This is a genomic window from Enterococcus sp. MSG3299, assembly GCF_050555765.1.
GTDB lineage: Bacteria > Bacillota > Bacilli > Lactobacillales > Enterococcaceae > Enterococcus > Enterococcus faecalis.
The window spans coordinates 480,070-498,194 of record NZ_CP187869.1; the positions used below are offsets into that span (position 1 = coordinate 480,070).

Sequence of the window (18,125 nt, forward strand, 5' to 3'; positions counted from 1 at the left end):
TCAAGATGATTGCGCTGAGCTTTTTCTTGTTATAAGGTATTAAAGCAGGCGTGATTGTTTTTTTTGAGATAGAATACTTATTATAACGAACCTATCAAGGAGTGGACAAGAACATGAATTTTTATGGCATCGAGTATTTAAAAAGCCAATCTAATTTAAATGATTACTTAAAGTATTTTTTTATTTTTGCTTTGTTAATCGGGCTAGTCATTGTATTTAGTTTTTATGTGCGACATCAAATTCAAACGAAATATCGTGAATTAAGTATTATTATTTTTTTATCATTATTATTTGTTTTAGGGGTTCAATATTCCAATTATCAACTGAACCAAAATCAGCATTCACAATCTTCACAAATGGTACATTTTGTCGAACAAGTGGCACAGGAAAAAAAGGTTTCTCCAGAAAAAGTTTATGTCAATGGTACACAATTGGCTGACGGAACCATAGTTAAAATTGACGAAGTGTTTTATAAAATGAGTTTAAGTACGGATCAGCAGTCTTATACGTTACAAGAAACGTATTTATTAACACCAACGATTGAAATCATAAAGTAAAGTGAGGGAAAATTAATGCAGTTTTATAGTCCAATTATTATTAAATTTGCTTTAGGTATTATTTGTTTAATTGTCCAAATTAATTTGATGGGAAAAGGCAATTTGGCGCCCACATCGGCTATGGACCAAGTGCAAAACTATGTATTGGGGGGCATTATTGGTGGTGTTATTTATAATGATTCAATTACGGTGCTCCAATTTGTATTAGTGTTAATTTTGTGGACATTATTAGTCTTAATTTTAAAATTTGCAAAAGAACACAATCGCTATGTGAAGCAAATTGTGGATGGTAAACCCATTACTTTAATCAAGGATGGACAGGTTGTGGTGAAGGAATGTTTGAAAAATGGTATTTCTGCAAATGATCTAATGTTTAAATTACGAGCAAATGGTATTTATGAAGTCCAGCTTGTTAAACGGGCGGTTTTAGAACAAAATGGTCAATTAACAATCGTCGAATATGGCGATGAAAGTATTCGTTATCCGATTATTGTGGACGGTCAAGCCAACATGGATGTCCTAGAGTTAATCAAAAAAGATGAGCACTGGCTATTAACGCAAATCCAAGAACAAGGATTTCAAAGATTACAGGAAATCTATTTAGGTGAGTATTTATCTGGACAGTTAAGTTTATCGCCGTATGAAGAAAAAACGATTGCTTAGCTATACTTTTCATTCTACTTATATTAAAATTAAATGGTAATTCAATGAATTTTAAAAGGAGGAAAAATGAAAACTAAAAAGATAGTTGTCGGGTTATTTTGTTCAATGATTGTTTTAATGGGGTGCCAACCAAATCAACGAACTGAAAAAATGAAAGAAAGTACTGAAGAAGAAGCAGGCCAAGTAACGAGTGGTGCCTCGGAAGCCACTAATGACACTTCTGTAAAGCAGGAGGAGCAGGCAAACACGAATAATCAATCGAAAGAGAGTGCTGCCAAAGTGAGTTATGAGCGTAATGGACATACCTTTGAAGTTGATGCTGTTTCTGGCGCTACAGTAGAAGCTAATAATGGACAATCAGGAATTAGTCCAGAAGAAAAAGCTCAGAAGATGTATTGGTCAGGTCGTCCAGAAATCGGGGAAGTTCAAGGGGATTATTATCATCATGAAGTCGTGTTTGATGGCGGCTATACGGCTTTAATTGATGTCGTTGTTAAGGATCAACAAATTCAGTTAGTGGAATTTGATGAACGTGGACCTAAAAACTATTATTCTGAAGAATGGGCAGGAGTGACAAAACGTTTATCCGGCTATGCAAATTTTCAAGCGAACAACGCCCGAACTGATCAATCGTTAGTGACCGTTGTTAATACGATGACTTTTCTAGAAAATCAAATGGTTGCTGAAAATCGTCTAGATGGCGCCTTCCAGACAGCCAAAGGTCAATCCAATAGCGCTAATAATGGTTATCTTCCTGCTGCTAGGGCTTTAGCCAAGGAAATCAAAGAACCCTCAAAAGAACATTATACAAGTCTAACAGAAGATTTTGGAGAGGGGCTTTCTGGACGTTTAACTGTTATTACGTTAAAAGATTCAGGGAAAATAACCGATCTTCGTTATGATGAATATTTTGCAGATACAGAAGAAGAGATTAAAGATGCGAAACTGAAGGCTTATTCGCGCCAATCAAAATATTTTTCTAAAGATTATGCTCAAAAATCGGGAGAAAATTTCAAAAAAGAAGTGGATGACTTAAGAAAAAAAGCAATCGAGGAAAACAAATTAGTCAGTCCGACAAATGAGGAAGCCTGGTCGGAAAATTATCAAAGGCTTGTAAAAAAAATAACGTCACAATAAATTAAAAAACTGCCGAAGTGGGGAAACTTCGGCAGTTTTTTTAGTTTTCCATGAGGGAAACTTTTAATGGAACAGACACTTCGGTCACATGGTTTAACTCAATGATAGAAATTTCATCTGGGTCATAAGCCTCTTTAGGTAATCGTTTTAACAGTTTTGCTAAAATTTCTTTTACTTCTGTCGGACGAATGCGACGATTTTTATTCATAATCAGAACTTCCACATGGTGAGCTGCTTCTGAATAGACAGCGGTCGTGTTTCCTGCTGAGTAGACTTTTACAAAGTAAGCATCCGTGTTTTCCAATTGTTTATTTACTAATTGTTTGTAGCTATTGGTCACATTCACTAATTTCATTTTATCACCTCATTATAGTTGTGTGCTGCAAAAGAGCGTTTCCAATTATGTACAGGAGTTCCAGATTGAATTTTTTCTATGAGGAACAAGTATACGAATATCTTTCTTCTATTATAGTTTTTTTTGATGAAAATAAAAAGTGAAAAGCATAAAAAAATCCGCACGCATTGTTATTAATGCGTGTGGATTTTTGATTATTCTGCTTGGTCAGATGTTGAAGTTTCTGTTTTAGTCACTTCTTGTGCGCCAGTTACGATAATTTTACCTTCGTTATCTAACGCTGCGACTAATTGATGATTTTCAGGATGATCTAGATAGTATTCAGCAATGCCGTCTTCAATTTGTTCTTGAATTGTTCGACGTAAAGGACGAGCGCCCATTGCAGGATCATAACCTAAATCAACGAGTTTCTCTTTGACTTCTGTTGGAACCTCAATGTGTAATTTTTGTTTAGCTAATAAGCCATTTACTTCTTCTAACATCAAGCTGACAATGTTCATCAGGTTTTCTTTGCTTAATGCTTTGAATTCGATAATACCATCGAAACGGTTAAGGAATTCGGGGGTGAAGAAGTTGTTCAATTGACCTAAAACAGATTTAGTCACACCTTCACGGGCAGCACCGAAGCCAACGTTGGCTTCCACAGCTCCTGTTCCAGCATTACTTGTCATGATAATGATGGTGTCTTTAAAGCTGACTGTACGACCTTGTGCATCTGTTAAACGACCATCGTCGAGAATTTGTAAAAACATGTGTAAAACATCAGGATGCGCTTTTTCAATTTCATCCAATAAAATTAAACTATAAGGATTACGACGGACTTTTTCTGTGAGTTGTCCAGCTTCGTCATACCCAACATAGCCTGGAGGAGAACCAATCAGTTTAGAAACACTGTGTTTTTCCATGTACTCACTCATATCAAAACGAACCATCGAATCTTCTGAACCGAATAGCTCAAAAGCTAATTGTTTTGCTAATTCTGTTTTACCAACGCCTGTTGGCCCAACAAATAAGAAGGAACCAATTGGGCGGTTTTGTTTGCCTAGGCCTACACGATTGCGACGAATCGCTTTAGCTACTTTATCGACAGCATCATCTTGTCCGACAACGTGAGCTTTTAAGTCAACAGCTAAATTTTTCAATTGGGTTTGTTCTTTTTCTTTTAAGTCACCGACAGGAATGCCAGTTTTTTGTTCCACAATGGCTTCAATATCTTTTTCAGTGATGACGGGTGTTTCTTCATCGCTGATTTGTTTTTCTTTCATTGCTTGTAATTTATTGATTTGATCACGATAGTAAGCCGCTTTTTCAAAATCTTCTTCTGCGGAAGCTTGTTGTTTTTGTTGTTCCGCTTCTGCTAATTTTTTATCAATTGTTTTTGGATCGACGAGTTGGATAGTTAGATTCATTTTTGAACCAGATTCATCTAACAAGTCAATCGCTTTATCTGGTAAAAAGCGATCTTGAATGTAACGGTTGGATAAGTTTGCTGCTGCGTTAATCGCTTCATCTGTATATTTAACATGATGATAATCTTCATAACGTTTTTGCAGACCATGTAAAATCGTTATGGTTTCGGCAACGGTTGGCTCATCTACTTGGACTGGTTGCATCCGACGTTCTAAGGCAGCATCTTTTTCAATAATACGGTACTCATTTAAAGTTGTGGCACCGACTAATTGTAATTCACCACGTGCTAAGGCTGGTTTTAAAATATTGCCAGCATCCATATTGCCATCACCAGCAGCACCAGCACCCACAATTTCATGGACTTCATCAATAAATAAAATGACATTTTCAGCTTCAGTGATTTCTTCAATCAATTTTTGCATCCGTTCTTCAAATTGTCCGCGAATACCAGTTCCTTGAACAAGTGAAACCACATCTAAACGAATGACTTCTTTGTCCAATAATTTTTGTGGCACATCGCCATCGACAATTTTTTGGGCTAAACCTTCGACAACGGCTGTTTTACCAACACCTGGTTCACCGATTAAAACGGGGTTGTTTTTTGTACGGCGATTTAAGATTTCAATGACACGCTTAATTTCTTGGTCACGTCCTACCACAGGATCGATATCTCCTTGGCGTGCCGCTTCGGTGATGTTAATCCCATACTCGCCTAGCAAACCTTGACCAGCGCCAGCACCTCCGCGAGGGGGTTGACCTCCATTACCACCATCACCAAATTGAGTGGGTGGTGTTTGTTGTTCATAAGGATTCCCTTGTTGCATTTGGCGAGAAAGAGAACGATATAAATCGTCTAAACTCCCAAAGCCAAAAGGGTCTTGTCCCATATTTTGAGGGGAATTATTTGCTTGATTTTTTAATTTTTGATAGCAGCTTTGGCAATAGTCCAGTTGTTTTCTTTGACCATTCACATTTGCATATAAATGAATTGTTGCTTCATTTTGTTGACAATTTTGACAAATCATTGAATGAAACACATCCTTTCAAAATAACTGAGGCCAGAAAAATAGCTGTTTGCTCTATTATTTCTAGTAAACAGACCATTTTTCCTCAAACCAGCCAAGTACTAGATAGCAAGAATAAATTCTGTCTATAAAACCACTTGACCATTTTTGACCTTTGAGGTTATTATAGCATTTTTTGTAAGAGAATCAAGTAAAAGACCTTGTTTAAAAAAAGGCAAAGATTCGATTTTTTTACAGACAATTGCGCCATTTTCAAGTAAACTATAAGAGTTGATATTTAAGAGAAAGAGTGGTGAAATCAATGGCTGAAAATCCTTTTGTAGAAAAAATTGCTTCATTAAAAGCTGGAGAAATCTCTGAATTAATCGTGGAGCAAAATGAATTTTTCCAATTTCGTGATGCTTGGATTTCTTTACCTGACCGCGCGGAAATTGTTGGAGAAGCGGGGTTAAATGGACGAATCATTTATCGTTACCAAAAAGAGGAAGAATAGTCAGTGCAAAACATCACGAAATTTAAGCAAAAAGTGTTGTGTAAGATAGAAAAAAATGGTAATCTTAGAAACTGAAAGGGTCTTTTTTCGAGTAGACGTTTGATTTTAGCGTATCAAGAAAGGAAAACCCTAACATAAAAATTTTTTATTTACGAAGGAGACCGATTTATATGGAAAAGAAAGAATTTCACATTGTAGCAGAAACAGGAATTCACGCACGTCCAGCTACTTTATTAGTACAAACTGCAAGCAAATTTAACTCAGATATTAACTTAGAATACAAAGGTAAATCTGTTAACTTAAAATCAATCATGGGCGTTATGTCTTTAGGCGTTGGTCAAGGTTCTGACGTAACAATCACTGTTGATGGTGCTGACGAAGCTGAAGGAATGGCAGCAATCGTTGAAACATTACAAAAAGAAGGATTGGCTGAATAATGTCTGAGATGCTAAAAGGGATTGCCGCAAGTGATGGCGTTGCTGTTGCTAAAGCTTACCTGCTAGTTCAACCTGACTTGTCTTTCAACAAAACTTCCGTAGAAGATACTGATGCAGAAGCAACTCGCTTAGACGATGCTTTAGCAAAATCTACTGAAGAGTTGCAAGCAATTCGCGACAAAGCAGCTCAAAGCCTTGGTGAAGCAGAAGCGCAAGTTTTCGATGCTCATTTAATGGTTTTATCTGACCCAGAAATGGTTGGTCAAATCAAACAAAATATCCAAGACAACAAAGTCAATGCAGAAGCTGCCTTGAAAGAAGTTACGGATATGTATATTGGTATGTTTGAAGCAATGGACGACAATGCTTACATGCAAGAGCGTGCAGCAGATATTCGTGACGTTGCCAAACGTATCTTAGCACATTTATTAGGTGTGACTCTTCCAAATCCTTCAATGATTAACGAAGAAGTAATCGTGGTTGCCCATGACTTAACACCTAGTGATACTGCACAATTAGACCGTACGTATGTTAAAGCCTTTGTTACAGACATCGGCGGACGTACTTCTCACTCAGCAATCATGGCTCGTTCGTTAGAAATCCCTGCAATCGTTGGTACAAAAGAAATTACTGACAAAGTAAAAGCAGGCGATATTTTAGCAGTGAACGGAATCATTGGGGATGTTATTATTGACCCAACAGATGCTGAAAAATCTGAATTTGAAGCAGAAGCAAAAGCTTATGCAGATCAAAAAGCAGAATGGGATAAACTAAAAAATGCAGAAACAGTGACAGCTGACGGCAAACATGTTGAGTTAGCTGCAAACATTGGTACACCAAAAGATTTAGAAGGCGTACACAAAAACGGCGGCGAAGCTGTTGGTTTATATCGTACAGAATTCTTATACATGGATTCATCTGACTTTCCAACTGAAGAGGACCAATACCAAGCGTATAAAGCAGTTCTTGAAGGAATGGAAGGAAAACCAGTTGTGGTTCGTACAATGGATATTGGTGGGGACAAAGAGCTTCCTTACCTAACATTACCACACGAAATGAACCCATTCTTAGGTTACCGTGCATTACGTATTAGCTTATCAGAACTAGGTGACGGCATGTTCCGTACACAAATGCGTGCATTATTACGTGCGTCTGTTCATGGTAACTTACGTATCATGTTCCCGATGGTTGCTACTTTGAAAGAATTTAGAGCAGCGAAAGCAATCTTTGAAGACGAAAAACAAAAATTAGTCAACGAAGGTGTTGAAGTTTCAAACGATATCCAAGTAGGTATTATGATTGAAATTCCAGCAGCTGCCGTATTAGCTGATAAATTTGCCAAAGAAGTAGACTTCTTTAGTGTTGGAACCAACGACTTAATCCAATACACAATGGCGGCAGACCGTATGAATGAACGCGTTTCTTACTTATACCAACCATACAACCCATCAATCTTACGTTTAATTAAAAATGTAATTGATGCAGCACACGCTGAAGGTAAATGGGCTGGTATGTGTGGTGAAATGGCGGGCGATCAAACAGCTGTTCCATTACTATTGGGTATGGGCTTAGATGAGTTTTCAATGAGTGCTACATCTATCCTTAAAACACGTAGCTTGATGAAACGTCTAGATACAACTAAAATGGCTGAACTTGCTGACCGCGCATTAAAAGAATGCGACACGATGGAAGAAGTCGTTGCATTAGTTGAAGAATATACAAAATAATTAAGTGATTATGAAAGCACATCGACAATTGTCGATGTGCTTTTTTATTGTTGCGATTCACGTATTTTTTTCTTGAAATAATAAATCGTGCTTCCCAAAATGAATAGAAAAACCAGCGTGATACTACTCACCAGTTTCCAAGGGAAATTGGTGTGTTTTTCAGGTGGGAGGTTGACGGCGGTAGCATTGTATTTTTTAGCTTCTTTTTCTTGGATGACTAAGTGTTTTTCCCACGAATAGTCTTGATAGCCATCGTTTACTTTGATTTTTACAGTATAATTTCCAGGAACAAAAGGTTGTTCCTTTAAGTCAATCCGATAATTAAAATTTGTATTAGGGGCCATTGTTAACGACTCTTGGTGATTTTCGTAGCGAGGTTTAGCTTCTTTTTCATAATATAAAGAGGCATCGACTTGTAATTTTTTAATCATAGCCGCTTGTTTGTTTTGGAGATTCATTAATACGCGGTTACGACCGTTAGCTTGATCGGTTTTTACTTCATTTAAAGATAATTCTGGCTGAACAGGTTCATCTGTTTCACTAAGTAAGACGCCGACTACATAAGAAAAACGATTATTGATGGCCACACCGTTTTCTGAGTGAGCAGGTTGTTCATCTGACTTTTGTTCAAAGTAGAGTCCTCCTAAAACATACCCATTAAATGGTTTTTCCGGTAAAATAAGCTGACATTCAACAGTCTTGGTTGAGTGTTTAGGTAGTTGGATTTCTTTTGGTAATTGCGCAATCTCATTAAAAGTAAAAGGTGCAGATGGGTCTTTTTTTGTTTCAGCATGAGAATAATCTGCCAAGCCATTATCATTAGTAATCGCTGCATTGGCTGAAGCTAGCACGGTAATGTCGTTGGCTGTTTGATTCGTTAGTTCGATTTGTAGCTTTTGTGTTTGGTTTGGAGCGACACGTAAATCAAAATAACTTGTTTCTTTGGTTCGTTGATTGTCGGGTAAAATGGCTTTTACAGAAAAAGTCATTTCGCTTGCTTCTACAGAATAAGAGCCAATAAAAAATAAAAAAATGATGACGCTAATAGCATGGAGCCATTTAAAAAGCTGCTGATTCATAGTGTGCACTCCTTTTTGACAATTTTTTATAACAAGGTATTGCATGAAGTTGTTTCATGCAATACCTTGTTTGTTTTCTTTTAAAGTGGTGTATCATCCAAAATCCAAGTAAGCGTTGTTTTATATTGTTTAGCTGCAACTTTTTTCGTTGTCGCAGGAACAGTTAATTGAATGCCTTGAGCAGCAGTCGCTCCGCTACCAAAAGCTAATGTCCAAGTGCCCATTCCTGTTGAAAGAGCGGCAGTCGCCACAGGAGAAGTGGCGGCACCAGTTGGATCCAAGGTTACTGGGACCGTTAATGGCGCCAAAGAAAGTAACTGTGTTGAATTGGGTGTTGCTGCTAAAAAGGTCAAGGATGCATTATCCAAAACAGCGGGTGTTGAATCACTTGTAGCAAATTGCGCACTCTGTTTAACTGATAATTTCCAGCCAAGATTTAGACCACGTTTGTCAGTTACTTGAACATAGTTTGGCACGCTAATTAAATCGCCAGTACTATTTTGTACTTGGTCCAGTTGTGCCGAATAGATTGCTGTTCCGGCTTGAATTTGTTTTGATCCAAAATGGATATTTGAAACATAGTCAATACTAAGGGGTCCGGCTGTACCAGGTTGATGAGGATCAGCAGGATTAGGTGTCACAGGCTGAGAAGGGTTCGTCGGGTTGACAGGTGGCGTGACAGTATTATCAAGAGCAAACGTAATATCAGCGTTGGATTGAATAGAAGCGACTTGAGCTGCTTCAACTTTTGGACTATTTAAAAGCATAAGAGGCGTAGCAACGAACAAAATGCTTGAAATGCGCACGATCTTTTTCATTTTTTATTCCTTCTTTCTTGTTTATTTTTAACTTTTAAAAAAGCTAAATCCTAATTAGAGGGGTGTATCAGAAAGAATCCATTGTAATTCGGCAGTGTAAGATTCTTTGACCGTTAAATTAAGGTCAGGAGCAACGCTTAAAAAAAGTCCATTTTGTTGGTTCCAAGGAATTTCTACATTGTTATCGTCCGTTGCGGTGTATTGATAAACTTCGGTTGCTAAAGAGGAGAGAGGAAAATCACTGCCATTTTTTCGATAAATGAAAGCTTGCTGGATCGTTTTATTTGTAGAAGTTGAATGCATGGGCTGACTCTCTCTTACCAACAAATGCCATGGTGTTTTTGCAACTCGACCATCGGCAATGAGGAAAGGAGCGCTGATGGTCGATGGTGAGTATATAGTTCGTTTGCTGGGAAAAGGTAAATTTTTAAAGGAAACTGTAGTTGGCATCTGCACAAAACGGAGGGTACCGTTTTTGGTAGGTAAAGACTGTTCCTTAGTGATTGGCGTAATTGGCGTTCCGCCACCATCATTGCCAGTAACCGTGCTAGAAAATAAAAGAAATTGGTTTATCCATTCTTCTGTAACCGTTGCTGTATATTGTAAGGTGAATTGTGTATTGGCTTCTGTAAAATTATCTGCTGGCAGCGAATTGTGATAACTCCAATACGGCAAACCAGTGGAACTATCAGTTAAAAGTTGAAGCCCAGCTATTGGCGTACTTAAACCTGCTGCTGATTGTTTTGTTAATGTAGCAGCTGAAAGTTGGGACAGTCCTTTAGGCACCGTTGCTCGTAATTGTTGATTCATCCACGTTGCTGGTTGATTGGTTAAACGTGTGGTTAACGTAAAACGAATGATTTGACCACTTACGACAGAGTTTGCAGCTTCCCAGAGCCCTTGTGCATTTTTCCGCTCAATGATTTGCGTGACCGTTAGTTGAGGCACAGAATAAGCAACTGTTTGAGAAACAGTAGAACTGGTTAGCAAAGGCAGGCCAGTGCGATTGCTGAGCCCTTGGACCCACAAGCTGACCGTTTCTCCTCCTTGGAAAGTGGGTAAATTAGCAAATTGAAAATGGCCATTGGAATCTAAGGACGTTGTGTAAATAGAACCACCATTTATTTGTACTTTAACTTGATAGGTTCCGTTAGATACTTGAGAAGCTTTACCTGAAAGTTGAGTTGAGCCGGCATTGGCGACTACGTTTGTGACTGGTTGGATTGACCAATTGACACTTTGGTCAGCTGAGGGGCTGCTTTGAATATAGTCGGTTGACGTTTTGGAACGAGCAAAGACAATTGTAGAGAGCGTGTCGCCATATTCTAATGGTGAAGCTAACGATGTCGAGAAATTTCCGGCTGCATCGACAGAAATCCCTTTCACCACAATGGGGGCAGTGGTGCCATCATGGCGGTTCAAGGTTAATTGAACAGAGTAGTTATAGTTTGGGTCTTGTACTTGTTGAATGGTCCCTGTTACAGTAGTGTCCAGATGATTTGGTTGAGTTAGTTTGGCTGGTGTGACTTGAGGAACGGGGTAATTACCTAAACTAAGTTGAGCTTTGCTAATTACGCCTGTTTTTGTATTGTTCCCAATAATAATATTAATTGCACCTAATCCAGTGCCGACATCTGTAAAGGTTCCTCGAATCGGATAGTCTTTGCCGTTAAGAGCAGGAGGGATTGAAATTCCTCGTTTATAAAGTGCGCCCACATCAAACGAAATGGCGGCAGACCATTTGGTTCCGGGAAGTAACACCAAGGTGCTACTTGGAAAAGTCAGATAAACAGAATGATAAGTGCTACTATAAGAGAGGCTGACGCTGTTAGTTGAACTGTGAATATCTTGAGTGGCTGTTCCTGGATAACTGACAGTCCCTGTTAAAAGAGTCAGAAAATCTTGTTGCTTTAGAGTGTCGTTATCTAACTGGCTTGAAATTTCTGTAGGAAGTTGAATAGCAATAATCGGTCGATCATTAATTGCTAAGCCGATAAGTGTCACACTGTATTCATACGAAAGTGTGATAATATCTTGGTTATACGTTCCCGTGCTTAAGGTACTTTTTAAGGTGCTATTACCAACAGAAACACTAGCTGGCGTAGGTGCCATAGGTTCATCGTTTTCAGAGGAAGCATGGGTTTGCTCGGTTTCTTGTTCCACGATATCGGTTGCTTGAGTTGTTTGTTGTTCTGTTGAAACTGAAGTAAATGTTTCACTAAAAGTAGAGGCGTGAGTTGTAGGGTTCAGTGTTTCAGAATGAGCTATCAAAGGTTGAGTCAGCGATAAAAAAAGCCATGATATGATGCAAGAAAAGATTCCCCAGACGAACTTATTCAAAACCATCCTCTCCTTTTTTTGATATTATATGTATAATGACGAAAATATATAATGTGTAAATATTGAGTACATACATTCTATAATGGGCCATTCATAAAGTAAAGCGATTACATCCGATGGTGAACAAGATATTTTGTTCACAATCTTTTAGTGTTTTAAGAAGGAAATTTCTCGAAATTCTATGCTTTTTTAATCCGAAAAAATTAAAAAACTGATAGTTTGCTAAAAATCGAGTCTTTCTTTCACTTCTTAGCACTTAAAATATTTACATTTTCCTAGGGATAGTGTACTATTTAAAGGTATGCATAAATAAAGTTTGATGTATAAAATTAAATGTTATTCGGAGGGAAACAAATGTCTGCGAAATGGGAAAAAAAAGGCACTAATGATGGTGTATTAACTTTTTCAATCGAACAAGCAGTAATCGAAAAAGGATTAACGCAAGCGTTCAATAAAGTGAAAAAAAACTTAAACGTACCTGGTTTCCGTAAAGGAAAAGTATCACGTACTGTTTTTAACCGTATGTATGGAGAAGAAGCGTTATACGAAGATGCGTTAAACGCTGTTTTACCAGAAGCATATGAAGCGGCTGTATTAGAAGCAGGAATTGAACCAGTAGCACAACCAAAAATTGATGTTGAAAGCATGAATAAAGGGGAAGACTGGGTTATCACTGCTGAAGTAACTGTAAAACCTGAAGTAAAATTAGGCGAATACAAAAACTTAACAGTGTCTAAACAAGACCGTGAAGTAACAGATGAAGACGTGGAAGCACGTTTGAAAAGCGAACAAGAATCTCAAGCTGAATTAGTAATCAAAGAAGATGCCGCTGCTGAAAATGGCGACACTGTAGTTATCGACTTTGAAGGCTTCTTAGGCGACGAAGCATTTGAAGGCGGCAAAGGCGAAAATTACTCATTAGAATTAGGTTCTAATTCATTTATTCCAGGCTTTGAAGACCAATTAGTTGGCAAAAAAGCTGGCGAAGAAGTAGAAGTAAACGTTACTTTCCCTGAAGATTACCAAGCAGAAGATTTAGCTGGTAAAGAAGCAGTTTTCAAAGTAACTGTTCATGAAGTAAAAGCAAAAGAATTACCAGAATTGGATGATGAATTTGCAAAAGACGTTGACGATTCAGTAGAATCATTAGACGAATTAAAAGAAAAATTCCGTAAAGAATTGACAGAAGCAAAAGAAGCAGCAGCTGAAGAAGCAAAAGACGAAGAAGCAATTCGTTTAGCTGTTGAAAATGCTGAAATCGTTGAATTACCACACGTAATGGTTCACGACGAAGTTCACCGTTCAATGGATGAATTCTTAAACAACATGCAACGCCAAGGAATTTCTCCTGAAATGTACTACCAATTAACTGGTTCTACAGAAGAAGATTTACACAAACAATTTGAAGGCGAAGCAGAAACACGCACAAAAACAAACTTAGTGATTGAAGCAGTTGCCAAAGCTGAAAACATCGAAGTAACACAAGAAGACATCGATGCTGAAGTGAAAGATTTAGCAGAACAATACAACATGCCTGAAGCGCAAGTACGCAAAGTATTAAACAACGACATGTTAGAACACGATATTCGTATGAAACGTGCTGTTGAAACAATTACTGAAACAGCTGTTGAAAAATAAACATTTTTAATAAGCTCTTCATTTGATAGAGTTTTCTAAAACTGTAGATGGAAGGTGTCTTTCATCTACAGTTTTTTTCATATAAAATAACTTTTGAAAGGGTGTGTCAAAATGGATAAAAATTATTCGAAAATTAAATATGGATTAGTGGTGTTTGGCATCTTATGCTTGACGTACAATCTCTGGGAATTTTTTACGGCTAAGTATTCAACAAAACAAGGTGTGACGTTCGTTATCGAATGTTTACTTGGAATTGGTCTAATCTTTTTACCAGATCTTGTCAATAAATTTTTAAAAATTATTATGCCACCGACTATCGTTTATTTTTACTGGTTTTTCTTATTTATTTCAGTATTCCTAGGAACCTCGTTGCATATGATCTCAATCATTTCGTTCTGGGATAAAATTTTACATTTTGTTAGTCCGATGCTTTTAACTGCTGTGGGTTATGGTATTGCTGCTTTCCTATTGAAGAAAACGAAGTACGCCGATGTTTCCCCGTGGTTATTTTTATTATTTGGGTTTGCATTTGCAGGGCTTTGTGGCGTCTTCTGGGAATTCTGGGAATTTATCTGCGATTCATTAGGGAACATGAACTTACAACGCTATAATATGTCCAACGGCCAACCATTTATTGGGCGTGCTGCTTTGATGGATACGATGGGGGATTTATTTACCAATACCCTTGGGGCCTTTGTGATGGGCGTGTACACGTATATCAGAAGCAAAGGAAATCCTGAGTATTTAGAAAATTATGCGATAAAGAGAAAATAATAAAAAAGCGATTCAACCATGGTTGAATCGCTTTTTTGCTGTTTTTTTAAGCAGGTACTTCGACAGGTTTTTTCAAAAGTCCGTAGACAATTCCTGAAATAATCGCCCCAATTAAGATGAACAATAGATATAGTAATGGATTACTTAATAGGAAGACGACGAAGATTCCTCCATGTGGTGCCAATAATTTGATACCAAACGCACCAACCAACGCACCAGTAAAGGCAGAACCTACCACGAAACTTGGAATCACACGTAATGGGTCAGCTGCTGCAAAAGGAATTGCCCCTTCAGTGACAAAAGAAAGTCCCATTACAATATTGGTTAAGCCGGCATCTTGTTGATCTTTTGTAAATTTATTTTTAAATAAACGAGTTGCTACGAAAATTGCTAATGGAGGAACCATTCCGCCAGCCATTACAGAAGCCATGACCACGCTGCCACCTTCTGCAACAGTACTTGCTAGCGTAGCTGTACCGAAAACATAAGCAGCTTTGTTAACTGGTCCACCTAAGTCGATGGCCATCATACCAGCTAATAAAGCACCAAGTAAAGCTGCATTTGTGCCATCTAAGCCAAGTAGGAAATGATTTAACGCATCATTAATTGCTTTCATTGGGATGTTAATGACTAACATTAATAAGCCCGTAATAATCAAACCAAAAACTGGATAGAATAAAATGGTTTTAATTCCATCTAATGATTTTGGCAAGCCTTTGAAGACTTTACGTAAAAGAACCACTACATAACCAGCTAAGAAACCACCGATTAGGGCACCAAGGAATCCAGCTCCGCCAGCATTTGCTAATGCACCAGCGGCGAAACCAGCAACTAAGCCTGGACGATCCCCAATACTAGAAGCAATAAAACCAGCTAAGACAGGTAACATAAAGCCAAATGCTGCGCCACCAATTTGGTTAAACCAGCTAGCTACGTCATTGTAATTACCTAAGTTGGCTAACTGATCTTGAGGAACCCCGATAAATTGATCAATCATAAAGGAAAGAGCAATGGCAATTCCGCCACCAATAACGAAAGGTAACATATGAGAAACACCATTCATTAAATCTTTATAGATACGAGAACCGATTGAACCTTCCGCTGAATCCTCTTGATCGCTTGCAGCCGAGTCACTGCCATGGAAAGTAGGAGCTTCACCACTAATGGCTAAGTTAATTAGTTCTTCGGTTTTACGAATTCCATCACTGACGGGACGATTGACTAATTTTTTACCATCAAATCGATTCATTTCTACTTTTTTATCGGCTGCGACAATCACGCCATCAGCACGAGCAATATCTTCAGCAGTTAAACGATTTTTAATTCCTTCTGAACCGTTTGTTTCTACTTTAATGTCTACGCCCATTTCTTTTGCTTTTTTCTTCAGTGCATCTTCGGCCATGTAAGTATGAGCAATTCCTGTAGGACAAGCAGTCACAGCAATAATATATTTACGATTGCTTTCTGGTGCTGGCGTTGTTTGTTCTTGTTCTGCTTTTTCTTCCGCTTCTTTTTGATCTTCTGCTGCTTGGAAAAGAGCTTGTACTGCTTCTGGAGTTTCCGCTTCTTTCAATTTACCAACAAATTCTGGATCGATAAGTAATCGAGAAAGGGCCGCAAGCGCTTGGAGATGTGTATCATTGGCGCCTTCTGGAGCAGCAATCATGAAGAATAGATAAGTAGGTTGTCCATCTAGTGCTTCATAATCAACACCTTTTTTACTTTTAGCGAAAAGAACTGTCGGTTCTTTTACGGCACTGTTTTTTGCGTGAGGCATAGCGATGCCGTCGCCTAAACCAGTCGATGTTTGTGCTTCGCGTTTTAAAATTCCTTCTTTGTAAGTGTCAATGTCAGAGATGCGGCCACCATCGTATAATTTTTGGACCATTTCATCAATCGCGCCTTTTTTATCAGTAGCTTGTAAATCCATAATCATGACATCTTTTATTAATAAATCATTAATGTTCACTCTATTTTCCTCCCTTAGTGGATTTATTCTGAAATTTTTTCAATTGTTACTTCGTGAATAAGTTCTTGGATAAAATCTTCTGAGGCTAAATCATCAGAAAAAGCAGTCGCGCTACCGCAAGCGACACCCCATTTGAAAGCCTCTAAAGGATCTTGTGTTTTTGAAAAGTTGCCAATAAAACCAGCAATCATTGAGTCGCCAGCGCCGACAGAATTTTTCAGTGGACGTTTTAAAACGTTGGAACGATAAACACCTTCTGTTGTGAAAAGTAATGCACCATCACCAGCCATTGAGATAATTACGTGTTGCGCTCCTTCTTCTAGTAACCGATGTCCATAAGGTAAAATGTCTTCAACACTTGTAAAGGTTGTATGATATAATTCTGCCAACTCATGATTATTTGGCTTGACCAATAAAGGCTTTTGTGACAAAGCGTTCATTAAATCTTCACCTGTCGTATCAATAACAAATTCTGCGCCTTTTTCCTTCACAATTTGGATTAATTCTTCGTAAAATCCTTTGCGTAGAGAAGCAGGTGTACTTCCTGAAAGAACAACAATATCACCAGCCTGAACACGACTAACTGCTTGTTTTAGTTCTTGAATTTCTTCGTTTGTTAGAGCAGGTCCTAAGCCGTTAATTTCTGTTTCAGTATCTGATTTCAATTTAATGTTGATTCGTGTATCAGCAGACACGGGAGTGAAATTCGTTTGGATTTCTTCTTTTTTCAACCAATCGGCAATGAATGAGCCTGTAAAACCACCTAAAAAACCTAAGGCAGTGGATTCTGTTTCCATACGTTTTAAAATACGTGAAACGTTGATTCCTTTGCCGCCAGGTAATTTAAAATCATTCGTCATCCGATTTAAATCACCAATTTGTAGATGATCGACATGAACGATAAAGTCGATAGAAGGGTTTAAAGTCACTGTGTAAATCATTTGTTTGCCTCCATTAAAATAGTTTTTTGCTGGAATCCTTGAAGCGATTCAGCAGGGCAGTAGTCAGTTAGTAAAGTAACTGACTCTAATTCTTCCACTTTGGTAAACGTTACTTCATTAAATTTTGTATGATCCAGTAAAACATAGGCTGTTTCTGCTTGATGAATAGCCAAGGCTTTTAGCGCTGCTTCTTCGGGATCAGGCGTCGTTAAACCAAACTCTAAATGTGCGCCGTTAGTTCCTAAAAAAGCTTTGTTAAAACGAAAATGTTGTAGCTGTTCCATACTAGTGGCACCAATGATTGCTTTAGTGGAGAGCTTCAAAGTACCACCAAGCATAATAGTGGGAATTTCCATATCGCTAAGTTTTGCAGCGTGATGCACGGAATTCGTCACTACATGGATTTGTTTCCCAACTAAAAAAGGGATCATTTCTAACGTGGTTGAACCAGCATCTAAATAGATCATATCGCCATCTTGTACACAACTAGCGGCTAAAGAAGCAATCTTTTGCTTTTCGTGCGTGTTTTTGATTGATTTTTCCGTCATGTTTTGTTCAAAGCCTAAATTAAGAATACGCTTAGCGCCGCCGTGAATGCGTTCTAACAAATTGGCGTCTTCTAATTCTTGTAAATCGCGGCGGATTGTGGATTCTGAAGCATTGAACAAGCTAGCAAGTTCTTGCGATTTGACGACTGATTTTTGATCTAACAATTGTAAAATTTTTTGATGTCGTTCTTCCGTAAGCATTTTCATCCCTCAT

16 protein-coding genes are annotated in these 18,125 nt (G+C 38.0%); 8 read left to right on the forward strand and 8 right to left on the reverse strand.

Features of this window, described 5'->3' with window-relative positions; translation table 11 throughout:
• Positions 1-113: 113 nt before the first annotated feature.
• The 3 genes from IGL23_RS02510 to IGL23_RS02520 all read left to right on the forward strand — a co-directional run bounded on the left by IGL23_RS02510 (position 114) and on the right by IGL23_RS02520 (position 2,357).
• Positions 114-557, forward strand: coding sequence for a DUF3290 domain-containing protein (locus IGL23_RS02510; protein ID WP_002355544.1), 444 nt, complete (start codon positions 114-116; stop codon positions 555-557).
• 15 nt (positions 558-572) lie between these two features.
• A complete protein-coding gene (locus IGL23_RS02515; protein WP_002368017.1) occupies positions 573-1,220 on the forward strand; it encodes a DUF421 domain-containing protein in 648 nt (215 codons plus the stop codon).
• Between the two features lie 66 nt (positions 1,221-1,286).
• On the forward strand, positions 1,287-2,357 hold the full coding sequence (locus IGL23_RS02520; protein WP_033594565.1) for a hypothetical protein: 1,071 nt from the start codon (positions 1,287-1,289) through the stop codon (positions 2,355-2,357).
• Between the two features lie 40 nt (positions 2,358-2,397).
• Here the strand turns inward: IGL23_RS02520 and IGL23_RS02525 are convergent, their stop codons facing one another.
• Both IGL23_RS02525 and IGL23_RS02530 read right to left on the reverse strand, forming a co-directional pair.
• Positions 2,398-2,712 carry a DUF1827 family protein gene (locus tag IGL23_RS02525; RefSeq protein ID WP_002355547.1) on the reverse strand — a complete coding sequence of 105 codons (315 nt, stop codon included), beginning with the start codon at positions 2,710-2,712 and terminating at the stop codon, positions 2,398-2,400.
• Positions 2,713-2,906: 194 nt separating this feature from the next.
• The gene (locus IGL23_RS02530) at positions 2,907-5,147 is read right to left on the reverse strand and encodes an ATP-dependent Clp protease ATP-binding subunit (RefSeq protein WP_002386935.1); all 2,241 of its coding nucleotides are present in this window, start codon (positions 5,145-5,147) and stop codon (positions 2,907-2,909) included.
• A gap of 301 nt (positions 5,148-5,448) precedes the next feature.
• On the opposite strand from IGL23_RS02530, the gene IGL23_RS02535 reads away from it, so the two are divergent.
• From IGL23_RS02535 to ptsP, 3 genes are all read left to right on the forward strand, one after another.
• Complete coding sequence (locus IGL23_RS02535; protein WP_002366170.1) at positions 5,449-5,640, forward strand: hypothetical protein; 192 nt, start codon at positions 5,449-5,451, stop codon at positions 5,638-5,640.
• Between the two features lie 170 nt (positions 5,641-5,810).
• Entirely contained in the window at positions 5,811-6,077 is a 267-nt protein-coding gene (locus IGL23_RS02540) for a phosphocarrier protein HPr (RefSeq protein ID WP_002355551.1), read from the forward strand.
• Positions 6,077-7,804 (forward strand): phosphoenolpyruvate--protein phosphotransferase, encoded by a 1,728-nt coding sequence (gene ptsP, locus IGL23_RS02545; RefSeq protein ID WP_002361251.1) that lies wholly within the window; start codon positions 6,077-6,079, stop codon positions 7,802-7,804. The genes IGL23_RS02540 and ptsP overlap by 1 nt, the downstream gene beginning before the upstream one ends.
• 44 nt (positions 7,805-7,848) lie before the next feature.
• Here ptsP and IGL23_RS02550 read toward each other — a convergent pair whose 3' ends face one another.
• From IGL23_RS02550 to IGL23_RS02560, 3 genes are read right to left on the reverse strand one after another with little or no spacing between them, the layout of a single operon-like run.
• Positions 7,849-8,928, reverse strand: a complete 1,080-nt coding sequence (locus IGL23_RS02550; protein ID WP_033593709.1) for a DUF916 and DUF3324 domain-containing protein — start codon at positions 8,926-8,928, stop codon at positions 7,849-7,851.
• A gap of 35 nt (positions 8,929-8,963) precedes the next feature.
• Positions 8,964-9,701, reverse strand: coding sequence for a WxL domain-containing protein (locus IGL23_RS02555; RefSeq protein WP_002358689.1), 738 nt, complete (start codon positions 9,699-9,701; stop codon positions 8,964-8,966).
• Positions 9,702-9,755: 54 nt separating this feature from the next.
• Complete coding sequence (locus tag IGL23_RS02560) at positions 9,756-12,047, reverse strand: hypothetical protein (RefSeq protein WP_029656060.1); 2,292 nt, start codon at positions 12,045-12,047, stop codon at positions 9,756-9,758.
• Positions 12,048-12,395: 348 nt separating this feature from the next.
• On the opposite strand from IGL23_RS02560, the gene tig reads away from it, so the two are divergent.
• Together tig and IGL23_RS02570 are read left to right on the forward strand one after the other, a co-directional pair.
• Positions 12,396-13,679, forward strand: a complete 1,284-nt coding sequence (tig, locus tag IGL23_RS02565) for a trigger factor (RefSeq protein ID WP_033594567.1) — start codon at positions 12,396-12,398, stop codon at positions 13,677-13,679.
• A 111-nt stretch (positions 13,680-13,790) separates the two neighbouring features.
• A complete protein-coding gene (locus tag IGL23_RS02570; protein ID WP_002355557.1) occupies positions 13,791-14,453 on the forward strand; it encodes a hypothetical protein in 663 nt (220 codons plus the stop codon).
• Between the two features lie 46 nt (positions 14,454-14,499).
• On the opposite strand, the gene IGL23_RS02575 is transcribed toward IGL23_RS02570, so the two are convergent.
• Genes IGL23_RS02575 through IGL23_RS02585 form a run of 3 tightly spaced genes read right to left on the reverse strand, consistent with a single transcriptional unit; the run spans position 14,500 to position 18,112 of the window.
• Positions 14,500-16,422 carry a PTS fructose transporter subunit IIABC gene (locus IGL23_RS02575; RefSeq protein WP_002366176.1) on the reverse strand — a complete coding sequence of 641 codons (1,923 nt, stop codon included), beginning with the start codon at positions 16,420-16,422 and terminating at the stop codon, positions 14,500-14,502.
• A 23-nt stretch (positions 16,423-16,445) separates the two neighbouring features.
• The gene (gene pfkB, locus IGL23_RS02580; RefSeq protein WP_002363177.1) at positions 16,446-17,363 is read right to left on the reverse strand and encodes a 1-phosphofructokinase; all 918 of its coding nucleotides are present in this window, start codon (positions 17,361-17,363) and stop codon (positions 16,446-16,448) included.
• The gene (locus tag IGL23_RS02585; RefSeq protein WP_002381250.1) at positions 17,360-18,112 is read right to left on the reverse strand and encodes a DeoR/GlpR family DNA-binding transcription regulator; all 753 of its coding nucleotides are present in this window, start codon (positions 18,110-18,112) and stop codon (positions 17,360-17,362) included. Before IGL23_RS02585 ends, pfkB begins: the two co-directional genes overlap by 4 nt.
• Positions 18,113-18,125 lie beyond the last annotated feature (13 nt).

What these genes read in the sequence shown, in the direction of transcription:
- IGL23_RS02510 (WP_002355544.1), top strand. Translation starts at nt 114, where the DNA reads ATGAATTTTTATGGCATCGAGTATTTAAAAAGCCAATCTAATTTAAAT.
- IGL23_RS02515 (WP_002368017.1), top strand. Translation starts at nt 573, where the DNA reads ATGCAGTTTTATAGTCCAATTATTATTAAATTTGCTTTAGGTATTATT.
- IGL23_RS02520 (WP_033594565.1), top strand. Translation starts at nt 1,287, where the DNA reads ATGAAAACTAAAAAGATAGTTGTCGGGTTATTTTGTTCAATGATTGTT.
- IGL23_RS02525 (WP_002355547.1), bottom strand. Translation starts at nt 2,712, where the DNA reads ATGAAATTAGTGAATGTGACCAATAGCTACAAACAATTAGTAAATAAA.
- IGL23_RS02530 (WP_002386935.1), bottom strand. Translation starts at nt 5,147, where the DNA reads ATGATTTGTCAAAATTGTCAACAAAATGAAGCAACAATTCATTTATAT.
- IGL23_RS02535 (WP_002366170.1), top strand. Translation starts at nt 5,449, where the DNA reads ATGGCTGAAAATCCTTTTGTAGAAAAAATTGCTTCATTAAAAGCTGGA.
- IGL23_RS02540 (WP_002355551.1), top strand. Translation starts at nt 5,811, where the DNA reads ATGGAAAAGAAAGAATTTCACATTGTAGCAGAAACAGGAATTCACGCA.
- ptsP (WP_002361251.1), top strand. Translation starts at nt 6,077, where the DNA reads ATGTCTGAGATGCTAAAAGGGATTGCCGCAAGTGATGGCGTTGCTGTT.
- IGL23_RS02550 (WP_033593709.1), bottom strand. Translation starts at nt 8,928, where the DNA reads ATGCAATACCTTGTTATAAAAAATTGTCAAAAAGGAGTGCACACTATG.
- IGL23_RS02555 (WP_002358689.1), bottom strand. Translation starts at nt 9,701, where the DNA reads ATGAAAAAGATCGTGCGCATTTCAAGCATTTTGTTCGTTGCTACGCCT.
- IGL23_RS02560 (WP_029656060.1), bottom strand. Translation starts at nt 12,047, where the DNA reads ATGGTTTTGAATAAGTTCGTCTGGGGAATCTTTTCTTGCATCATATCA.
- tig (WP_033594567.1), top strand. Translation starts at nt 12,396, where the DNA reads ATGTCTGCGAAATGGGAAAAAAAAGGCACTAATGATGGTGTATTAACT.
- IGL23_RS02570 (WP_002355557.1), top strand. Translation starts at nt 13,791, where the DNA reads ATGGATAAAAATTATTCGAAAATTAAATATGGATTAGTGGTGTTTGGC.
- pfkB (WP_002363177.1), bottom strand. Translation starts at nt 17,363, where the DNA reads ATGATTTACACAGTGACTTTAAACCCTTCTATCGACTTTATCGTTCAT.
- IGL23_RS02585 (WP_002381250.1), bottom strand. Translation starts at nt 18,112, where the DNA reads ATGCTTACGGAAGAACGACATCAAAAAATTTTACAATTGTTAGATCAA.